Origin of the sequence: Rahnella sp. BIGb0236 (assembly GCF_004364755.1) — a bacterium.
GTDB lineage: Bacteria > Pseudomonadota > Gammaproteobacteria > Enterobacterales > Enterobacteriaceae > Rahnella > Rahnella victoriana.
In genome coordinates this window covers 77,867-94,947 of sequence record NZ_SOAO01000002.1, presented here as the reverse complement: position 1 = coordinate 94,947, position 17,081 = coordinate 77,867, and the positions used below count along the sequence as shown (strand labels likewise).

Sequence of the window (17,081 nt, the reverse complement as noted above, 5' to 3'; positions counted from 1 at the left end):
TTGATTTAGTCAGTCGTATACATGCAAGGTTAGCAACCGATTGGTTTGTCTAAGCAAATATCTTTGGAAAGGTTTCGGCGGAAACGGTGAAATTTTAATGTCAGGTTGTTAAAATTAGTCTTAACAGTTTGCTTTCACTATAAGGACTTAATGATGAAGTTTGTTCTGGGATTTGCTGCTTTAGTGCTTCCGTTTGCCGTGAGTGCTGCATTTGTCAACCCTATGGAATTCGATGGTTCCGAAGCGCAAAAACAAGAAGTAATTGAATACATCAAGGCGAGGGTGAAGGCTGATTACTGTGATGGTGCCGTTAAGATGTGCCAACCAACAACGCTTCGTATGATGGAAAAGCAAAATCTGGCCGCTTTTAAAAATCTGACCAAAGCCAAAAATAAAGAAATATTAGATAGGGTTATTGGGGATTATTGTGAAGGTGCGGTTAATATGTGCACTTACGCGACTCTGGATATGATGTACAAACAAAATCTGAAAGCCAGCGGTGAGCAACTTAGTTGGTGATCATGAATGTCAAGAAACCCGCCATTGGCGGGTTTCTTGTTTTAATGCATCTGCAAAGATTGTTGCTGATGTTTATCCGGATGCAACTGAACAGCATGAACGGTGCCGGGTTCAACAATAATGTCAGCAATAGACTCATGGGTTTTAAACGTGCAACTGCAATTAATATTCTGACACTGGTGATAACGTTCTTTGGTGTTAAGGCTCAGATAACGGCTGGAACGGGCGTGTGCTGCGTGCTGGCATTTCGGGCAGTGCATCATAATAATCACCATGTAATCATTTTTAATCAGATGCGGTCATTGTATGTTATCGCGTTCAGCATACATCTTAAATTACAGTGATTTACACTCTTCAAAATCTTGGTAATTCAAGAGAACTCAATCAAATCAAAAGGGGGAGTTATGCTATCCGGATTGAATCACCTCACTCTCGCGGTCAGTCATTTACCGCGCAGTTTTAGTTTCTATGTAGATGTTCTTGGTTTTATGCCTCGGGCTAAATGGGCGAGAGGGGCTTACCTGTCACTTGGTGACCTGTGGTTATGTTTATCCTTAGACACTTCCATTGACCCCAAGACGGATTACACTCATTACGCCTTTACTATCGAATCAGCCGACATGCCGTCATTTCGAGAGAAAATACGGCATGCCGGTGTTGTCGAGTGGAAAAATGATAAGAGTGAAGGGGAGTCAATTTACTTTCTCGATCCGGATGGCCATCAGTTAGAAGTTCATTGTGGTGATCTTGAAAGCCGGCTCCGTTCCTGCAAAGAAAGCCCATACGATGAAATGGAATTCTTCTGATGTGAGTGGCTCAGGTTAGCTGTTTTCCGTCGCCTCATAACTCACATCTGACAGCAACACCTCCAGATTCAACGTCGTCACAAATCCGCTGCCGCCCAGACTGTGCGTCACCTTGCTGATTATCCAGGGCTGCGCGTCGATCACGGATTTAAAGCCCGATACCGCCACCGGCGTCTCCGGGAATAAGTCAGCCCGTCCGCGAGCCAGGGAGATCGAGAACTCCGCGACACCGCGCTGGAGTTTGTCCCACTTCGCCTGGGCTGCCCGCATGGCAGCCTTTTGCGTGGCGTAGATGGTGGTGAGGTTAAACACGTTTTCATCACTGCCCGCCAGGTAATCCCCTTCCTTCGCCTCCGGCGTTTTCTGCACCTTCGCGCTGGTTTTCTTTGCCTTCGGATGTTGCAGGGCGCGCAGGTACTGCACTTTCTTTTTCCGCTGAACCTTCACCTTTTTCGGCTTCGGGTCTTTGGTATGCAACCAGCTTGCCGATACGCCGGTATAGGCTCCTCGGTCAGCAATATTGAACGTGTGCCCGTCGCCGTCGCTGCGCACAATGGTCATCTGCGGGATAGGCTTTCCGCTGGCCGTCTTTGCCGCGCCTGGTTTGATAAACAGCAGATTACCCGCCTTAATGGCAACCACCGCGCCGTTCAGCTCCGCCAGACGGGTGATAAATTTCGCGTCGGTTTCCTGGGTCTGGTCGATGTGCGACACCTGCACGCCCCTGAAAGGTTCTGCAACCGCGGGCTTGAGGTTGTTGCGCGCCGCGACTGCCGACACCACCGCTTCCAGCGTCGTGTCGTGATAGGAGTTGTCGCGGCGGGAATTCAGGCTGCCGCGATAGTCCGCGCTGCGGGCGCGAATGGTCAGCGTGTCCGGCGTGCCGCGATGCTCCACCTCATCCACGGTAAAGTCGCCTTTGTTCGTCAGTGCCTGACCTTTCCAGCCGAGCGCGATATTGACCACCGCGCCGCGTGGCGGCATCCCCAGCAGGCCGTCGGTGTCGCTCAGCTCGATGTCGAGCTGGTCAGCCTCAAAGCCACGGTTGTCCGTGAGCGTCAGCGAGATCAGCCGGTTGCTGACGTCCTGCGTGATGTCCTTCCCGCTGACGGTCACCGTAAAATCCGGCGCAAACAGCGCACCGGCGCCGATGGTCATATCCGTAATCACAGCAGACCTCTCAACTGACCGGTTAAACCACCGGCCTGATCCAGCAGCCCGTCGGCCTGCGCTTTCATGTCGCCGAACATCGCCGCCTGGGATTCATCCACGCGGGTCAGCGTCAGCGTAAATTCAATCCGGCGGGCGGCACCGTTGGAAAAATGTTCCGTGTGGGTTTCGCTGACGCTGTTCACCACGAACATCCCGTAAATGGTGCCGCTGCCTTCCAGCAGAGGCCACGCCTTGCCCTCGTCAGCCATCAGGTTCAGTGCCATCAGGGAAAGCCGTCCGCCGGTGATTTCCGGCATCAGCACACCGGACAGGGTAATTTTCTCCTCATTCACGCCGAGGAACTGCGGCAGCGGACGCAGGCCGACGCGGTTGTTTGCAGGCCAGCGGTAATCCACGTCGCGCTGCAAGCTTTGATAAGGGACGGTCTGCAACTGAAACACAAACAGCCCGAGCGTTAACATCATGCGGACATCTCCTTAATCGTTATCCATGCGGGAACGTTGTTGTGCAGCGCGGGCGCGGTCACGGGCTTCCAGTTCGGCACGGATCTGTTTGCTGGCATCCGCACCGCCCAGGGCATTCCCCGCTGAAATCTGGTAGGTGTGCGTGCTGCGGTCAACATAACTGCTGCCGCCACCGGCGGACACCGGCACATATGCCCCGCCGAGGGCATTACCTGGCGGCAGCGTCAGCGGATCCTGTCCCGCAGCGGCAGCGTTATGCGCTTTGCTGGCGTTCTTATCAAGATCCGCCGATTCATCCTTGATGATGCCGAGCTTCTCCAGCAGCCAGTCCACACCCGAACGCAGTTTGTTGAACGCCTGTAACGGCGCGGTCAGCGCGTTGGCGATGGCCTGCCCGAACATTACGCCGGTGTCTTTGCAGCTATTGAGCGTGTCCTGTGTGGATTTCACCGGTTCGATCAGGTCTTTGAACCACTGCCAGAGCATTTTCAGTTTATCGCTGAGCCAGTCAAACACCGGCTTGAGCGGGGAAAACAACTCTTTGACCGGCGCGAACGCAATCCCCAGCCCTTCAATCACACCGGCAAAGAAGGCGCTGATCGGCTCCCAGTATTTGCGGATAATCAGCGCACCGGCGACGATGGCCGCCGCGACGGCAACCACCGGCCAGGTGAGTCCGCCGATCACCGTGATAATGGCACTGCCGACCGTGCCGAGGATTGTCCAGAGCATACCGGCGGCGGCAACGATCAGATTGATACCGCTGATAACCGGACCCGCCACCAGACCAAACACGCCGAGCGCGCCGATAATCAGCAGCGCACCGCCCGCAATCTTGCCCAGCGTTGTCGCCAGGGCTTTATTGTTCACAATCCACTTATCCAGTTTCAGCACGTAGCCGGTGGCGGTCTGCACCAGTTTGCGCAGTGACGAATCCTGCTGGTCGAACAGGTCAGTCCCGACCGCCTCATAGGCTGACTGAAATTCCTTAAAGTCGCCGCCGAGGTTGTCCTGCATCACCGCCACCAGCGCCTCAGTTTTACCGTCCGAGGTTTTGAATGCCTGGGTAAGCTTGTCGAGCTTGCCCGACGTTGCCCCATCCATCAGCACCATCGCCGCCGAGCTGGCTTCTTCACCAAAGACGGCTTTCATGTATTGCGCCTGCTGCGCATCGCCGAGCTTGTTTCTCTCAAAGCTCTTTTGCATTTCTTTCAGAATGGTAAACAGCGGGCGCATGTTGCCTTTGCTGTCCGCCGTTTTCACTTTCAGTTCACCGAGCGCGGCGGCCGCGGTGCCCGTCGGTGCCTGCAAACGGGTAATGACCGCTCGCGCGCCGGTGCCCGCCATCGAGCCGGTGATTTTGGCATCCGCCAGGGCGGCGGCCATCGCGGCGGTTTCTTCGACGCTGATACCGGCCTGTTTCGCCACCGGCGCGGCGTAGGTCATGGTGTCTGACAACCCTTCAAAGGTGGCTGCCGACTTATTCATGGCCGTTGAAAGCACGTCGCCAATGTGTGACACGGTGTCATTGGTCATGCCGAACGCGGATTTCACGCCCATCAGCAGCGTGGCGTTCTCCTCCATGGTGCGCTTGTTCGCCAGGGACAGATTCAGGATGGTCGGCGTCGCCGCCAGAATGCCGTCCTTGTCCGCGCCGGATTTGGCGACGATGATCTGCGCGGCGGCGGCATCATCGGCAGACGCGGCGGTGTTGTCACCGAGCTGCCGCGCCTGGGTGCGCAAAGCAGCCATATCGGCGGAGTCTTTCGCCAGGCCGAGCGTCGCCTGCAACTCGGAGTTTTTCAGCGCAAAGTCAAAACCCGGTTTGAGCATACCGACACCGGCCACCGTGCCCGCCGTCGCAATCCCGACACCGGCGGCACCTGCGCCGGTGACGCTGCCCGCCAGTTGTTTACCGGCCTGATACCGGCCTTTCACCGCGTTGAGTTTGGCCTGCTGCGCGCTGACGCGTGCCAGGGATTCACGCTGCCGGTTGAGCTGCGTGGTGGTTTCACTGATGGAGGTTTTCAGGCGACGCTCAGAGTCAGACAGCGTGCGCGTGCTGATGCCCGCCTGGCTGAGTTCCGTGCGCTGACGCTGCACCGATTGGCGCAACCCGTTGAACTGGGTCTGCAACTGCGCGGCGGTACGCTTCGCGGACTCCATGGCCTGCGCCTGTGCACGGGTCGGACTGGCGGTGTTTTTAAACTGGATCGCCAGCGCCGCCGCTTCCGCTTTGGCGTCTTTGAGTTTTTGACCGGTGACGGCAAGCTGTGCGCTGGATTTACGGAAGCCGTCAATTTTCCCGGCCTGCGCGTTCAGGTCTCTGAGGCTGGTCTGTGAGGTTTTAATCTCTCCGGCCAGCGCCTTACTGGCGTTCTGCACTGCTTTAAACGGGCGGGTCGCCTGGTCAACCGCCTTTAACAGCACCTCTACTTTTAAGTTACTCACTGTCGGTGGCTCCGCTGCGCTGCATGGCCTTATGACGCCACACCAGCAGCTCGGTCAGCGTCATCGGGTTCAGTTCTGACGGCGGCCAGTGAAAGATCACTGCGACATCCGCCATCAGGTCATCAACGGTCAGTGCCGCAGGAATGTTTACTGTTCCGACTTCGGCGATAAAAAACCGATCACCTTACCGGCCATCGCAATCAGGTCAGGCAGGTTCAGGCTTTTGCAGTCCTGGGCGGTGAGGTTCGGCACGGTGATACGCGGCAGGATCACGGTCAGCGCGTCAACGTCGGCATTCGCCAGCGCCGCCAGGCCAATTCCGCGCAGATGACCGGCATTCGGTTTGATGATTTCAATCTGAGTGATCAGGGTGTCGCCGCGCTTGATCGGTTCTTCCAGGATAACGATGTTTTCATTGTGTTCTGACATAGCGGTGTCTCTTATTCAAAGGTGAGGTTTTGCGCCGGAATCCGGCGCAGTTAAGGGTTACAGGCCGATGTTTTTGCGGTGTTCCGCCACGCGGTCAACGCCGCCGACGATTTCCACCATGTTCACCGTATCGACCTCAATCACGTCCTTACCGTCAATCGTGAGTTTGAAATAGGTGCACTGGGTGGTGATTTTGGTTTCCGTGTCCTCACCTTGTTTGTACTCGCCGAAATCCATTTCCTTGTGGCGGCCGCGCAGGGTGACTTCCACGGCGGAGATTTCGCCGGTGTCGTCACGCTGGAAGGAACCGGCAAAGCGCAGCGGCACGGCATCCACTGCCCCCCACTGTTTCAGCACCAGTTCATCCAGCCCGCCCACCGTCCACTCAAAGGTCAGCGCGTCGTCGTCCAGGCCAAAATCAATGGAGGCGGAACCGGTCATGCCGCCGCCGCGATAGTTCTCCAGCTTGCGGGTCAGTTTTGGCAGCGTCAGCCCGCTGACCATGCCGAGATAGCTGTTCCCGTCGTTAAACAGGTTCAGGTATTTAAGTTTTTTAGGCAGTGCCATGTTTTAGCGCCTCTTAGCTGTTAACGGAGGTGGCGAACGTCGCCAGATACTGATCGGTGATGCGCTGACGCAGGGTTAAATCTTCCAGCGGCGGCACCGGCGTATAGTCGTAATCAATGAACAGCTTGCCCGCTTTCAGGGTGTCAACGGTATTGGCTTCGGGGTCATACCAGCAGGTGCCATCAATGATCAGACCGGCAGTCTTCATTTCGCGCAGCTTGGCGTTAATGCCCGCGATCATGTCCTTGATAAGTGTCGGGGTCATTGGCCTGTCCATCGCCCACAGGTGCGCTTCGGCCATGGTGTCCGCCAGCACCTGCGCGGTGCGGGTGTAGTTCTCAAACAGGAACAACGGATCGTCAGAGCAGGTGCGCTGCCCCCAGAACTTAAAGCCGTCCTTACGGATAAGGGTGGTGACGCACGCCTGGTTCAGCAGGTCGGCATCGGTGCCGGTGGTTTGCAAATCCCAGTACACGCTGGCAGACAGGCCGGTCACGCCGTTGATGCCGACGTTTGAAAGGGTTTTATGCCAGCCGGTATCCGCGTCGATTTTGGCACGCAGGCCGAGGGCGTAAGCCGTGGCGGGGGCGATGTCGCTGGCGTTCGTGGTGGTGTTCCAGGCCACGAAATCCGGCCAGACCACCATCAGCTCACGCTGGCTGAAATTGTCGCGGTACTTGATGGCATCGGACACGGTTTTACAGTCGTACGCGCTGACATAGCCGAAGGCGCGCAACTGCTGGCAGACGGCGGCAAGTGCCGTGGCGACTTCCAGATTATCCAGACCCGGCACGCCGAGAATGCGCGGCTTCACGCCGAGTTCAGTTTGCGCCGACAGCAGGGCTTTCATGCCGGTATACATGCCGGTGGCATCGGTGCCGCCGATGATGTTGGAGGTGGTTTCCGCGTCGGTTTCGCCTTCCGCGACGCGCACGACAACAACAACGGGTTTCGCCTGGTTGGCAATGGCCATCAGGGAAGGATACAGCGAGCCTTGCTTACCGGCTTTACCGGCGGCGGTCAGCACGTTGGTGATAAGTACCGGCGTATCCAGCGGAAACGTGGCAGCGTCGGCGTCCTCGCCGGTGCAAACCATTCCGATGATGGCGGTGGAAACGGTGGAGATAACGCGGGTGCCGTCGTTGATTTCAACAACGCGCACACCGTGATGATAATCAGCCATGGTGTTTTTCCTGTGATTGGGGTGAGGTCAATCATCGCGTGTTGTGTCCGCGCAGGCACGGCGGGAGGGATGTCTGAGGAATGGCACAACGGGGCGGTGCCCGAGACAAAAAAGCCCCTTGCGGGGCAATAGTCAGGGGTAATCAGGCGGGGATCTGAGGCCAGTCGATATCCGGCGCAGCGGATAAATCCAGCCGGTTCAGTGCGACGCGGTATTTTTTCCACGCATTAAGTAACGCCGTTTCCGCGTCGGTGGCGTCTCCAATATCAACCGCGTCTTGCAGCGGTGTCACAGCGGCATTGGCTTCTGCCATCAGCATTTCTCGCTGGCTGTCTGCGGCCAGTATCAGCTCCGCTGCCGTAGGCAAAGGCCTATCAACCAGTAAAGGCGCACCGTCTTCACCCACTGCAATAATTTTCCCGCCGGACTGTCCCTCAATTAACTGACAGTACAGTGAGTCACTGATTTGAATGGCATCGTCCGGCCAGCCATCGTCGGAAGCGACATAATCGTCTTTCAGCGTATCAATATAAAACCCGCCATTTAACGGGCTGTAGTAATAGTTCATTCAATACCCCTTCGCTTCCCAGTAAGCACCCTGATTATCTCGCCCGCACAAGAAATTAGTGCGTGTGACACTTCCCGCCGTGCCGTAGTTATCTGCAAATTTCCCCTGAGAGCTGTTAATCATCGTCACCTGAACATTCAGACAAGCTGAGGGGAACGCCGTCGGGAAGGTCACGGTCTGCCAGCCTGCGCCGCTTGCCGTGATAGTTCCCCATTGGGTGATAAGGCCAGTCGTCGGATCTTTATGCCAGCCATTCGCCCCCAGACTGGCGGTGTTCTTCAGGTTATAGCGGCCATCCGATTCACCTTTGGTGTAAGCAACGCCCACTTTAGTGAAGGTGGTATTAGCCAGAGTTTTCGTATAAAAACGCGCGTCGAAATTAGCGTAATCACCAGGCGTAATGGTGCTTTTCATTTCCATATTGCCTGTGCGCACATTGATATAACCGGTAATGCCCTGAATACCGCTGGTAGGACAGGTGTTATAAAAACCAATGCCATTCCAGCTTTTCAGCAAAAGGTTGGCGTTAGTAAATGAGGCCGCATCAGCGCCAAAATACATGCCTACCAGCGCACTGCTGTTTAATGTGACACCCGCCGCTGACGCAACACCGCCCGGAAAGTTACCTGAACCGGTTGCGTCAAAATTCCCTGTGACTTTAAGAGGCTTATTTATTGTGCACATATCCGTGAGCTGTAACTGTGCGCCGGTGGCGTAGTTTGCCAACTGCACAGAATCATTGCCTGCGGAACCATTTCCTACGTACCAGCGCATGGCACCATCGGAATTTAGCCCACGGATATAGAGGGCTTTTTTATCCGCTGCCGCCGCTGAATTTTGTAAAACGAGCAGCGCGTTATCTCCTTTAAGTGTGCCGCCGCTCTGGTCAAGAAGGGGGATCCATTCACCAAAAACAGAACCCGCTCTTGCTCGGTGATACATCGTTCCGTTGCCTACACCTGCGTTCCAGCCAATCTGATTTGCAGACGCTCCGTCAAACTGGATATGAATAATTTCTGCTGCCGCCTGATAAGTCGGTCCATGTGTGCCTTCCCGGGTCAGTTTATAAAATCCATTTTTAACGATGGCATTCGCATCAGTGGCAACGACTGCATTGCCGCCCAGACCATACGCACCCACTTCCATCAGATTTCCGGCTGCCGTGCCCACGTCTTTTGTTGCGGCGCTGCCCAACCCGTCTACATTGGCGGCGCTGATGGCGATATCTTTCGTGCCGTCAAAGGCGACACCGGCAATTTTTCGCGCCGTGGCGAGTTTGGTTGCAGCAACTGCCGTGCCGCCCGCAGGCAGTGCGCCCACGTTCGCGGGCGGAATGCTGATATCCGCGGTGCCGTCAAACGCCACACCGGCAATTTTACGCAAGGTCGCGAGCTTGTTCGCAGCAACGGCAGTCCCGCCGGACGGCAATCGCCCGTTGGCATTATCATTCGCCGCCTTCACGGCTTTGGGCGTCGCCGCCAGCGTTTCGCTGTCGCTGGTAACCGAGCTGCTGAGCTGGACGAAACCTTTTGCGGTCAGCGTTCCGTCAGGATGGTTACGTGATTTTTCATGCGCAGACAGCACATCGTCTACATAATCCTTTGTGGCCATCACCGTAGAGCCGTCGATACTCAGCTCAATGGTGTCAATTTCACTGATAACCAGCACCATGCGCAGCGTCTGCAAACGACCTGATCCTTCCGCTAACTGAGGCTTGTAACTCTCGGCCATATTGCTGACCGCAATCAGTACGCCGCTGGCGTCATACAAGCCCATTTCACGCATCCAGAAACCGCCGACTTCCGGCTGTATCACCAGCTCAGCCACCAGATAATTACTGTTTTTGGCATCGATGCTTAGCCGGTTGAGATTGGCGCGATAACACTCGTTAATCAGCTTGGTTTATTTGGCGTCCGGTGTTGGCAGCTTTCCGCCGCCATCCCCTACCCCCATCTGTGTGATTTTGACCTGCGTTCCGCCTGCCGTGGCGGCGGCAATTTTGGCCGCGCCTGCGGTGGTCAGCAATGCTTTATACGTTGCCATGAATGTTCCTCAGATTAGGCCGGATAGACGGTAATAATGTCACCGTCATAAGAGAGAGCGCCGGTGAAGATATAACCGGGGATATCCTGAATGATGGTCAGCGTCTCAAGGTGGCGGCTGGCCGGTTTCGCATCCGCAATGAGCCGTTCCATCTCCAGATACATTTCTTCGGTGATGCCGGTTTCCAGCACGCCGATATCCAGGCGAAACGTGCCGGGTTCGTCGCCGGTTTCCCACCATTCGGTCACGTTAATCAGATAGCCGAGCGGCTCCACCACGCGGCGTATAGCGCCCACCGTGCCCTTATGGCAGTGAATGAACCAGGCCGACTGGATCACGCGACGCTTGGTGGCGATAGGCCAGCTTTCATCCCAGCGGTCAACCGACAGCGCCCACGCCAGATAAGGCAAAAACTTTGCCGGACAGGTCTGCGGATCCCAAAGCTGCCGCAGCGGCACCGGCACGCCCTCAAGCGCGGCGCAGGCGTCGGCGGCGGCGACTTCCAGCGCCGAGGAACCGGCGGGCAGCAGGCGATCACTCATCGTAACCGCCCACCGCCAGGGTATAGGCGGTGCAGAATGATGCCTGGGTTTTATCCAGCTCGATGTCGGCCTTAGGGCTTTTCAGCTCCACGCGCTGGACGCCCTCAACGTGCAGCGCGGCGTAAATAGCGGACAGCCGGATGTCGCGGCCTAAACGGTGCTGCGCGGTGGTGTAGGCGATAAGCTTCGCCTCGGCGGCTTCGCGGATGGGTTCGGCTTCAGGACCAGGGAACAGATACAGCACGGCATCAATGGTGTAATTCACGACGGTGGCTGACTGGACGGTCACGCGGTCAGCCACGGGGCGCACGTTTTCATCGTTGAGCGCGGCCTGCACTTTCGCCAGCAGGTCGGCGGGGGCGGTGCCGTTGCCGGTCTGTGCCAGCACGGAAATAGTGACGCAGGCGGGAGACGGACTGATCACCGAAATGTCCGCCACGCGCCCGTCGGCAGAGCGTCCGTGATACTCATACGCGCCGACCGGACCCGCCACGCTCAGCCCTTCAAACGCCTGCTGTGCGCGGATACGAAAATCGGCGTCGCTTTCCATCACCGCCGCCACGGCGGGCACGCTGGCGGTATCCGCAGGCGTGATGGTCAGGCGTTCCACGCTGAACGTCGCCGCGATGTTGTCCAGGTCTGCGCCGGTGGCGTAGGCCAGCATCACGGCCTGCGCCGCCTCGTTAACCCGCTGACGCAGGATCACTTCGCGGTAGGCGTTTTCCTCCAGCAGCTTCACAATCGGCTCGGACTCCAGCGTCAGCGTGCGGGCGATGGCGGCCTGCTGGTCTTCGGGGTAAAGCGATACCAACGTGGCTTTGCGCTCCGCCAGCAGAATTTCATAATCCAGCACCTCCACCACGTCGGGGGCGGGTAACTGGCTGAGATCAATCGTTGCCATAAGTCAGCTCACTGGAAGGGTTAAGGAAATGGCGGCGGAGGTGTCTTTGCGGGTGCCAGTGAGTTCAACCACGGCTTTCCCGTCGTAGGTTGTTTCAAAGGTGATGCCGGTGAGGCTGACGCGCGGCTCCCACTTAAGGATCGCGCTGTAACAGGCCGCCATGATTTGCAGCCGCAGCGCGGCATTCTGCGGGCGGTCAGTCAGTATCGATAGCAGTGAACCATAGTCACGGCGCATGACGCGGGAACCGACGGGCGTGCGCAGAATGTCGCTGACCGACTGCTGGATGTGTGCCAGGTCTTCGACGCTGCGCCCCGTATCGCGAGTCAGCCCGATGTATTTTGCATTCGTCATGAGGGCACCTGCGTCTGACCGCCGCCCGTCTGGACGCCGCCGTGTTTATGGGTATGAACAACGATGCCGTTTGACGTGATGCTTCCGCCTGAATGGGTGAGGTTTCCGGTCATAGTGCCGCCCTTTTTTATCTCGATGGTGGCCGTGGTGAGTTTGTTAGTGCAGACCACTTCCGGCGTGTCGAGAGTGATGCGGGTTTTCGCCGTGCAGGTGATCAGCGGAGCAGTCACCGTCACCTTATCGGCGGCGTTTACCGTGGCGGATTTGATGCCGGTTGCCAACAGCGCGCCTGTTTTCGGTTCGTACTCAATTACCGCACCGTCAGGGAAAGTGACGTGTACGGCATCGGCTGACGCCGACGGCGCAGGAAATTCATCAGAGAAAACGGCGGGCATCACAAAGGCGGTATCCAGCTCACCGCCCAGGCAAAACAGCAGAACCTGTTCACCGATAGACGGTGCCCACCAGGAACGGGAGCGCCCTGCGCGGGACGTCAGCCAGTGGAGCCAGTCGGTGACGTTGCCGCCGGTGTTCACGCGGCAGGTGCCCGCATCTAAATCCACCTCGGCAACGGTGCCAATGCGGATCAGATTGCGCAGCAGGCGCGGAATGTCGTTCTTTGGGATGGAAGTATTCATGCATAAAAGAATGCCGCCCTGTCAGGCGGCATACAATTTGAGGCAGGTTGATGGCTGGTGGCACAACATGGGGATGACTGGCTGAGGAGTATTAGCTCAAACTTGAGCTGTCACAGCTCGTAGGTAGAACATCATCAAATCTGACAGTCTGGTTTAAGCTAGGAGCGGAAGTTCGGAATTGAGTTGCAATTAATGTTGCTGGTAATACAGTATGTCAATCAATGGGTAACCTTAAGTTTTCGTTCTTCCATATACTCCCTCGAATAGAAAGATATTATTCAAACCGTTTCTAGCCTTCGGATTGAACAAAAGTTACGCATAAATTTCGTTGAGTATAGTAAATTCTTTTAATTACTAATGTTCATATGGTTATGATTTATATTGATTTATTGTAAAAATGATACCTTTGGGGTTACAGTACACATCAGGCGGTTTCTTTATTTGCCAAAGGTCTATTGGCGGAATTCAATAAATGGGTCAGGTATTTTATGTACCTTCAGGGCTTCTTGAACGTCGTTGAAGTAGTTTTTTAATATGTCTGTCATCGCTTGGAGAGAGCCAGCTTTAAAGTTAACCTGCTTACCATCTTGAACAAATTCCGTTGAATAAGTGCGCATCAAGTCAACTAGCTCAGTGATGTGACTATCATTATTGCAGACGAAACGCGCATCATTGTGCGCACAAGCGTTACGCAACTTAGTTACTTTCTTAACAGATGAGTAATGATTTGAAGATTTCATGCCTATGATCTTCCTGGCATACAAATCACAACGTTCAAAACCACTACCTCTGAGATCGGACAGCTTAACGGGCGCCTTGTGAATCCTTGCAAAGCCATTGCATAGCTTCTCAAAATCGTGCTCAAGCATGCCATATAACGTCAAAAAGACAGAACGACGTGTAACGCTGGGATAGTACGATGTGAACATATCATCTAAATCAACAGAGCCGCTATCAAGCCCCATGTAATACTCAACTACGTGATAACCATCATCATCAGCAGAGATTTCATACTCTTCAGTTTCTGGCCCTTTGGTTCGATACTCGCTTATATTACCTGCGATAGAGGCATCAGTTTGCGCATTTAGAGAGTCAATAATTTCAAACGTTAGGCTTACGTCATAGTGTAAAAATTGTATTGGAAGGTTCATTAACGCCTCAATTTTGAACATTTCATATTATTTATATACGTTGTTCTGTTCATGGAGCCCAGATGGTGTCTCCTGCCTATATTACTGTAATCATTGTAAATCACATGTTATCTCGCTGCATATTCATTATTAGATCTTAATGTTAGCAATGTCCGCTTGGCACAAAGCTGACATACGGACGTGAATAAAACCAGTGACCTCGCCCTCTTATCATTTATATTGAGCGAGGTTTTTGATGATGCTTTTTCTCTCATTAAGGAGGCTTGCATACATTGACTCATCGAGTTTATTCTTGAGCTTAAAGCGAGACTTGCGTATTGATAATTTGGATACACCGTCAATTAATGCTGAAACAACTAATTTTTTATCTTCTGCGTTTTTTAGGTTCGATAGTAGCTTTAGGATCATGTCATTTAGATCAAGTAACTCGCCATTTATACGGGTAGGAGAGAGTTCTTTACCTACTAATTGAGAGTCAATGGAATCTATTTTATTATTAATTCTCTCTATAGAACCAACGACTCCTTTTCTGGCTTCAATACGAAGGATCTCACTCTTGTTTCTGGAGTTTGTCTGGAAGAGCATTTCTGAGGATAACATTGATGACGCACGATGCATGTCAGAGGCCAACTGCTTAACACTTTCTCTAAAACTCGAATAATTTAATATTGCTGAACCGATCAATAAAATAATTGGACCATAGGCAGTTATCGTTGCTCTAATTGAACCCTCAGTAAAACTTATTTCAATTACAACATCATCAGATAAAAAGAATTTTATTCTTTTGTCAGCAAAATCTTCTATTTCGCTTCTAATTAGTGATAACTTTTCTTTACGAATTACAGCACTTACCTGTTTCAACCACTCAGGTTCAACATGGACATATGACTCACATAATATGTTGCTATTTATATAGTCGGCCACAATCACGTCCTTGAGTATTATATTATCGTTAGATTATTATCACAAATTTATAAAAAATCAACGAGTTTGAAGTTAGAATATGGAATCCTTGTTCCATACATAAGCTAAGCACTTTCTCCTAACATGAAAATGCTTTCGAATATTTGATGGACGCCGGATTAACGCCGTGCGCTTTTGGCACTGACCTGCCCGTCAGATTAGGTTTGGCTCTGTGCCGCAGTTGTGTCAGGTCAAGTCTGAGCTAATACATTGTAGCAACTCATCTTCCACCATCTTCATATCCTCCGCGTCCAGTCCTAACAGCGGGCGCGCCGGATACTGCATTTCTTTTGCCCTGACCGATGGGCGATCGCGCAGGCCGTACTGATGCACTTTCGCCATACGCTGCACCTGACCGGTGAATTCCACCACGGCGTCGTCAGCGGTGCCTTTGGCCTTCATGTATTTTGCCGTGCGCAGTTTGGCGAACATCTCCCGTTTAATGCGGCCTTTCTTTGCCCGCAAAGACTGCGGACGTCGCGGGGCGAACGGCTGCCCCTCCGGCGTGACCTGCTGCTTAATGCGCTGCTGCTGATGTTTACGCAGACGCTTCGCAATGGTCGCCGCCAACGCCTTCCGGCTTTGTGGTGACAGCGCGGCAATCAATCCCGCCAGGCGGGTATCAAACGCTGATAATTCAGACATTCCACTGACTCACTAACTCGCCGTGCAGGTACAGCTCACGCGGCCTTTCCACCGGCTCCGGCAGCGGCGGTTCAGGAAAATGCTCAACGTGCAGACCGGCATCAATCTGTTTAACGATCACGCGCTCGGTAAGCTGTACATGAATAGCGATATCATAACCTCCATCGTTGAGCATATCTGCGGTGAATTTAAAGCCCGTTTGTTGCTTTTCTGGCGTCGCCATGATGTCCGGCTGATGCTCACGCAGCCAGGCCAGAATGGGCACCATGATCAGATCGCTGTCCTGGGTAAAGTCGGTGATCAATAGTTCGACCTGATACTGATATTCAAACGACAGCGAGCTGGCTAACGTGGAAACGATGCGCCCGTTATCCACAAACATCCGCAGTTGGTCGGGGCTGGTTTGCAGCACCGGCACGGCGTCAGTTAAGGCTTTGCGTAGCTGTGCGGGTTTTAACACGGTGTTCCTCCTGGCATTGTTTGACCGCTTCCACCTGGAGGCCGCAGGCTACCAGCTCGGCCTCCAGGTTTCTGACATCACTGCTTAAGTCGCCGTTAGTGGCCGGTGAGCTTGCCGGTATCGGGCAACTGGTTACCGCCGGACAGCCAACGAAGATAATCTGCGGCGCTGGCGAAGGCGGGGCGGGTGTGCATCCGGCCAATACCGTCAGGCAGGTGAGCGCTATACCAATCGCGCATTTCCTGATTTTCATTGAGTAACCTTTGAAGGTGAATTTCACGGACGCGTGCCTGCTCACCCGCCCGTGAGAGCTGGGTGCGCAGGCTTTGTTCCTGGCGTTCCCGCGTAACGGCCTCATCGTTCAGGCGGTGAATGGCGTTGTCGCGGCTTTCAATACCGGCGGACAGCGTGCCGATGATCCGCTGCGCCTGGTCTGCCTCGTCATGCAGGCCGCCGATACGCCAGGTTTGCAGCCCCGCCAGCGCGCAGGCTGCCAGCAGTAATAAAATTAAAACACGCATCAGACTCCCCGCTGGCAGTAGGCCAGCTCATTCGCGCGGCGGCGTTCCAGGCCGGTGACGCGGACACCGTTCACAAACACCCAGCGCGGCAACTGTTCGCAGGCTTTTCGCCATTCACCCTTGTTGATGAAAAACGCCAGCGTTGACTTACACGCCGCCGTCACGCCGACGTTAAAGGCAAACGACACCACGGCGTCATACACCGGCTGCGGCATGGCAACCGGCATACAGCGCGCAATGCCTTTCTCCACCCGCATCACGTCTTCCACCAGGTTAACGGCGGCCTGACGTTCGCTGATTTGCGTTTGCGGCTTCACGCCTGCGGTATGCCCAATGCCGTTTGTCCAGACACCCGCGCTGCACTGGTAGGCCGACAGGCGGCAGCCTTCAAAATCAGCGATCAGTGCCAGACCGGCGGCGGACGTTTTCAACGTCTGCGCTTTCGGCAGCAGCGCGGCAATCGCCAGAACGGCGACGACGGCGCAGCGTCTAACGATTGATGGCTGCATTAATGTCCCCTCTGATACCCATTTCTTTCAGCAGGCAGTAAGTTTTGCGCCGGTAGTACCAGTTCACCATAAAGGTAGCGACGCCGACGGCGGCACCAACCAGAAAGGCAATATCCTGCGGTGACATCGCGCCTAGCCAGGCAAGAAAGGCCGCGACGCAGTAACAGATAAACGAGGTGATGCGCTCCATAGTC

At 54.6% G+C, this 17,081-nt stretch carries 24 protein-coding genes and 1 pseudogene; 2 read left to right on the top strand and 23 right to left on the bottom strand.

Features of this window, described 5'->3' with window-relative positions; translation table 11 throughout:
• The first annotated feature begins 150 nt into the window (after positions 1–150).
• On the top strand, positions 151–519 hold the full coding sequence (locus EDF78_RS03845) for a hypothetical protein (RefSeq protein ID WP_229920949.1): 369 nt from the start codon (positions 151–153) through the stop codon (positions 517–519).
• Between the two features lie 41 nt (positions 520–560).
• Here the strand turns inward: EDF78_RS03845 and EDF78_RS03840 are convergent, their stop codons facing one another.
• Entirely contained in the window at positions 561–782 is a 222-nt protein-coding gene (locus EDF78_RS03840; RefSeq protein WP_014341711.1) for a DNA-binding transcriptional regulator, read from the bottom strand.
• Between the two features lie 141 nt (positions 783–923).
• On the opposite strand from EDF78_RS03840, the gene fos reads away from it, so the two are divergent.
• Complete coding sequence (gene fos / locus EDF78_RS03835) at positions 924–1,325, top strand: fosfomycin resistance glutathione transferase (protein ID WP_131694454.1); 402 nt, start codon at positions 924–926, stop codon at positions 1,323–1,325.
• 15 nt (positions 1,326–1,340) lie between these two features.
• On the opposite strand, the gene EDF78_RS03830 is transcribed toward fos, so the two are convergent.
• The 22 genes and pseudogenes from EDF78_RS03830 to EDF78_RS03725 form a co-directional block, all read right to left on the bottom strand.
• The gene (locus EDF78_RS03830; protein ID WP_133822615.1) at positions 1,341–2,495 is read right to left on the bottom strand and encodes a phage late control D family protein; all 1,155 of its coding nucleotides are present in this window, start codon (positions 2,493–2,495) and stop codon (positions 1,341–1,343) included.
• Positions 2,492–2,962: a phage tail protein gene (locus EDF78_RS03825; RefSeq protein WP_133822614.1), complete on the bottom strand. Its 471-nt coding sequence runs from the start codon at positions 2,960–2,962 to the stop codon at positions 2,492–2,494. Before EDF78_RS03825 ends, EDF78_RS03830 begins: the two co-directional genes overlap by 4 nt.
• Before the next feature lie 12 nt (positions 2,963–2,974).
• Complete coding sequence (locus EDF78_RS03820; protein WP_133822613.1) at positions 2,975–5,413, bottom strand: phage tail tape measure protein; 2,439 nt, start codon at positions 5,411–5,413, stop codon at positions 2,975–2,977.
• Complete coding sequence (locus EDF78_RS03815) at positions 5,406–5,528, bottom strand: GpE family phage tail protein (RefSeq protein ID WP_112150974.1); 123 nt, start codon at positions 5,526–5,528, stop codon at positions 5,406–5,408. The genes EDF78_RS03820 and EDF78_RS03815 overlap by 8 nt, the downstream gene beginning before the upstream one ends.
• A 32-nt stretch (positions 5,529–5,560) precedes the next feature.
• Positions 5,561–5,842, bottom strand: coding sequence for a phage tail assembly protein (locus EDF78_RS03810; protein ID WP_131694612.1), 282 nt, complete (start codon positions 5,840–5,842; stop codon positions 5,561–5,563).
• 57 nt (positions 5,843–5,899) lie between these two features.
• Positions 5,900–6,409, bottom strand: a complete 510-nt coding sequence (locus tag EDF78_RS03805; protein WP_119826403.1) for a phage major tail tube protein — start codon at positions 6,407–6,409, stop codon at positions 5,900–5,902.
• 13 nt (positions 6,410–6,422) lie between these two features.
• A complete protein-coding gene (locus tag EDF78_RS03800; protein ID WP_133822612.1) occupies positions 6,423–7,592 on the bottom strand; it encodes a phage tail sheath protein in 1,170 nt (389 codons plus the stop codon).
• Positions 7,593–7,734: 142 nt separating this feature from the next.
• Positions 7,735–8,160: a tail fiber assembly protein gene (locus EDF78_RS03795; protein WP_133822611.1), complete on the bottom strand. Its 426-nt coding sequence runs from the start codon at positions 8,158–8,160 to the stop codon at positions 7,735–7,737.
• Positions 8,161–9,480, bottom strand: coding sequence for a hypothetical protein (locus tag EDF78_RS25730; RefSeq protein ID WP_347876870.1), 1,320 nt, complete (start codon positions 9,478–9,480; stop codon positions 8,161–8,163). It abuts the gene before it with no gap.
• Positions 9,481–9,588: 108 nt separating this feature from the next.
• Positions 9,589–10,203: pseudogene (locus EDF78_RS03785) on the bottom strand (phage tail protein); the annotation flags it as partial.
• A 14-nt stretch (positions 10,204–10,217) separates the two neighbouring features.
• On the bottom strand, positions 10,218–10,745 hold the full coding sequence (locus EDF78_RS03780; protein WP_133822610.1) for a phage tail protein I: 528 nt from the start codon (positions 10,743–10,745) through the stop codon (positions 10,218–10,220).
• Positions 10,738–11,646 (bottom strand): baseplate assembly protein, encoded by a 909-nt coding sequence (locus EDF78_RS03775; protein ID WP_133822609.1) that lies wholly within the window; start codon positions 11,644–11,646, stop codon positions 10,738–10,740. Before EDF78_RS03775 ends, EDF78_RS03780 begins: the two co-directional genes overlap by 8 nt.
• Positions 11,647–11,649: 3 nt before the next feature.
• Positions 11,650–12,000, bottom strand: coding sequence for a GPW/gp25 family protein (locus EDF78_RS03770; protein WP_133822608.1), 351 nt, complete (start codon positions 11,998–12,000; stop codon positions 11,650–11,652).
• Complete coding sequence (locus EDF78_RS03765; protein WP_133822607.1) at positions 11,997–12,638, bottom strand: phage baseplate assembly protein V; 642 nt, start codon at positions 12,636–12,638, stop codon at positions 11,997–11,999. The genes EDF78_RS03770 and EDF78_RS03765 overlap by 4 nt, the downstream gene beginning before the upstream one ends.
• A gap of 452 nt (positions 12,639–13,090) precedes the next feature.
• On the bottom strand, positions 13,091–13,810 hold the full coding sequence (locus EDF78_RS03760) for a hypothetical protein (RefSeq protein WP_166654440.1): 720 nt from the start codon (positions 13,808–13,810) through the stop codon (positions 13,091–13,093).
• A gap of 189 nt (positions 13,811–13,999) precedes the next feature.
• Entirely contained in the window at positions 14,000–14,713 is a 714-nt protein-coding gene (locus tag EDF78_RS03755) for a hypothetical protein (RefSeq protein ID WP_133822605.1), read from the bottom strand.
• A 225-nt stretch (positions 14,714–14,938) separates the two neighbouring features.
• Positions 14,939–15,397, bottom strand: a complete 459-nt coding sequence (locus EDF78_RS03750; protein WP_133822604.1) for a phage virion morphogenesis protein — start codon at positions 15,395–15,397, stop codon at positions 14,939–14,941.
• Positions 15,390–15,857: a phage tail protein gene (locus tag EDF78_RS03745; protein WP_133822603.1), complete on the bottom strand. Its 468-nt coding sequence runs from the start codon at positions 15,855–15,857 to the stop codon at positions 15,390–15,392. Before EDF78_RS03745 ends, EDF78_RS03750 begins: the two co-directional genes overlap by 8 nt.
• On the bottom strand, positions 15,820–16,059 hold the full coding sequence (gene lysC / locus EDF78_RS25725; RefSeq protein ID WP_243839417.1) for an Rz1-like lysis system protein LysC: 240 nt from the start codon (positions 16,057–16,059) through the stop codon (positions 15,820–15,822). Before lysC ends, EDF78_RS03745 begins: the two co-directional genes overlap by 38 nt.
• Complete coding sequence (gene lysB / locus EDF78_RS03735) at positions 15,953–16,378, bottom strand: Rz-like lysis system protein LysB (RefSeq protein WP_133822602.1); 426 nt, start codon at positions 16,376–16,378, stop codon at positions 15,953–15,955. Before lysB ends, lysC begins: the two co-directional genes overlap by 107 nt.
• Positions 16,378–16,887 (bottom strand): lysozyme, encoded by a 510-nt coding sequence (locus tag EDF78_RS03730; protein ID WP_133822601.1) that lies wholly within the window; start codon positions 16,885–16,887, stop codon positions 16,378–16,380. Before EDF78_RS03730 ends, lysB begins: the two co-directional genes overlap by 1 nt.
• Complete coding sequence (locus EDF78_RS03725) at positions 16,868–17,077, bottom strand: holin (RefSeq protein ID WP_133822775.1); 210 nt, start codon at positions 17,075–17,077, stop codon at positions 16,868–16,870. The genes EDF78_RS03730 and EDF78_RS03725 overlap by 20 nt, the downstream gene beginning before the upstream one ends.
• Positions 17,078–17,081: the final 4 nt, after the last annotated feature.

Coding starts and splice junctions, on each gene's coding strand:
- EDF78_RS03845 (WP_229920949.1), top strand. CDS start 151: ATGATGAAGTTTGTTCTGGGATTTGCTGCTTTAGTGCTTCCGTTTGCC.
- EDF78_RS03840 (WP_014341711.1), bottom strand. CDS start 782: ATGATGCACTGCCCGAAATGCCAGCACGCAGCACACGCCCGTTCCAGC.
- fos (WP_131694454.1), top strand. CDS start 924: ATGCTATCCGGATTGAATCACCTCACTCTCGCGGTCAGTCATTTACCG.
- EDF78_RS03825 (WP_133822614.1), bottom strand. CDS start 2,962: ATGATGTTAACGCTCGGGCTGTTTGTGTTTCAGTTGCAGACCGTCCCT.
- EDF78_RS03815 (WP_112150974.1), bottom strand. CDS start 5,528: ATGGCGGATGTCGCAGTGATCTTTCACTGGCCGCCGTCAGAACTGAAC.
- EDF78_RS03810 (WP_131694612.1), bottom strand. CDS start 5,842: ATGTCAGAACACAATGAAAACATCGTTATCCTGGAAGAACCGATCAAG.
- EDF78_RS03805 (WP_119826403.1), bottom strand. CDS start 6,409: ATGGCACTGCCTAAAAAACTTAAATACCTGAACCTGTTTAACGACGGG.
- EDF78_RS03800 (WP_133822612.1), bottom strand. CDS start 7,592: ATGGCTGATTATCATCACGGTGTGCGCGTTGTTGAAATCAACGACGGC.
- EDF78_RS03795 (WP_133822611.1), bottom strand. CDS start 8,160: ATGAACTATTACTACAGCCCGTTAAATGGCGGGTTTTATATTGATACG.
- EDF78_RS03780 (WP_133822610.1), bottom strand. CDS start 10,745: ATGAGTGATCGCCTGCTGCCCGCCGGTTCCTCGGCGCTGGAAGTCGCC.
- EDF78_RS03775 (WP_133822609.1), bottom strand. CDS start 11,646: ATGGCAACGATTGATCTCAGCCAGTTACCCGCCCCCGACGTGGTGGAG.
- EDF78_RS03770 (WP_133822608.1), bottom strand. CDS start 12,000: ATGACGAATGCAAAATACATCGGGCTGACTCGCGATACGGGGCGCAGC.
- EDF78_RS03765 (WP_133822607.1), bottom strand. CDS start 12,638: ATGAATACTTCCATCCCAAAGAACGACATTCCGCGCCTGCTGCGCAAT.
- EDF78_RS03760 (WP_166654440.1), bottom strand. CDS start 13,810: ATGTTCAAAATTGAGGCGTTAATGAACCTTCCAATACAATTTTTACAC.
- EDF78_RS03750 (WP_133822604.1), bottom strand. CDS start 15,397: ATGTCTGAATTATCAGCGTTTGATACCCGCCTGGCGGGATTGATTGCC.
- lysB (WP_133822602.1), bottom strand. CDS start 16,378: ATGCGTGTTTTAATTTTATTACTGCTGGCAGCCTGCGCGCTGGCGGGG.
- EDF78_RS03730 (WP_133822601.1), bottom strand. CDS start 16,887: ATGCAGCCATCAATCGTTAGACGCTGCGCCGTCGTCGCCGTTCTGGCG.
- EDF78_RS03725 (WP_133822775.1), bottom strand. CDS start 17,077: ATGGAGCGCATCACCTCGTTTATCTGTTACTGCGTCGCGGCCTTTCTT.